Consider the following 848-nt stretch of genomic DNA (forward strand, 5'->3'; position numbering starts at 1 on the left):
GCGCGGCGGCCTTCTCGGCGCGCTTGGTGGCGCGCTCCTTGGCCTTCTCGCCGGGCTCGGCCTTCTGCGGGTTGTTGCGCGTCGGGCGCTTGGCCAGCCCGGCCTGGTCGAGGAAGCGCAGGACGCGATCGGTCGGCTGCGCGCCCTTGGCGAGCCAGCCCTGGATCTTCTCGGCGTCGAGCTGGATCCGGGCCGGATCGTCCTTGGGCTTCATCGGGTCGTAGGCGCCGACCTTGTCGATGAAGCGGCCATCGCGGGGGGCGCGGGCGTCGGCGACGACGATGCGGTAGTACGGACGCTTCTTGGCGCCACCGCGCGTGAGACGGATCTTCAGGGCCATTGTCTTAGGACTTTCTCTGTTCTTCGACCGACGGCGTATGGTTGGCCGCGATCGTCTGGTGGTGCCGGATGACCTCCTTGACCACGAAGGCCAGGAACTTCTCGGCGAAGTCGGGGTCGAGCTTGGCTTCGACCGCGAGCGTGCGGAGCCGGGCGACCTGACGCGCCTCCCGGTCCGGATCGGAAGGGGGGATCCCCTTTCGGGCCTTGAGCTCGCCGACCCGCTGCGTGCAGCGGAAGCGCTCGGCGAGCAGATGGATCAGCGCCGCATCGAAGTTGTCGATGCTGTCGCGCAGGCGGGCGAGTTCGGGATCGACCGCTTGGGCAGCGAGGACGCTCATTTCTTCTTCCCCGGCATGAATCCGCCGAGACCGGGCAGCTTCGGGCCGCCGAGGCCGGGAAGCCCCGGCATCTTGGGCATGCCGCCCAAGCCGCCGCCCAGTCCGCCCCCGCCCAGGCCCGGCGGCATCGGCGGCAGCTTGCCGCCGAACTGCTTCTCGATCTGCGCG

Annotated in this window: 2 protein-coding genes; both read right to left on the reverse strand. The window is 69.8% G+C overall.

What is annotated here, in order from left to right; translation table 11 throughout:
• A partial coding sequence (gene rpsP / locus FV228_RS31145) for a 30S ribosomal protein S16 (protein WP_147857909.1) occupies positions 1 to 340 on the reverse strand: 340 nt, incomplete at its 3' end.
• Positions 341 to 344: 4 nt separating this feature from the next.
• Positions 345 to 680: a chorismate mutase gene (locus FV228_RS31150; RefSeq protein ID WP_147857910.1), complete on the reverse strand. Its 336-nt coding sequence runs from the start codon at positions 678 to 680 to the stop codon at positions 345 to 347.
• Between the last annotated feature and the right edge of the window lie 168 nt (positions 681 to 848).

The sequence above is a fragment of the Methylobacterium sp. WL18 genome, assembly GCF_008040015.1.
Classification (GTDB): Bacteria; Pseudomonadota; Alphaproteobacteria; order Rhizobiales; family Beijerinckiaceae; genus Methylobacterium; species Methylobacterium mesophilicum.

Bases quoted from the DNA above. Each gene is read 5' to 3' on its own strand.
- FV228_RS31150 (WP_147857910.1), bottom strand. From the start codon at position 680: ATGAGCGTCCTCGCTGCCCAAGCGGTCGATCCCGAACTCGCCCGCCTG.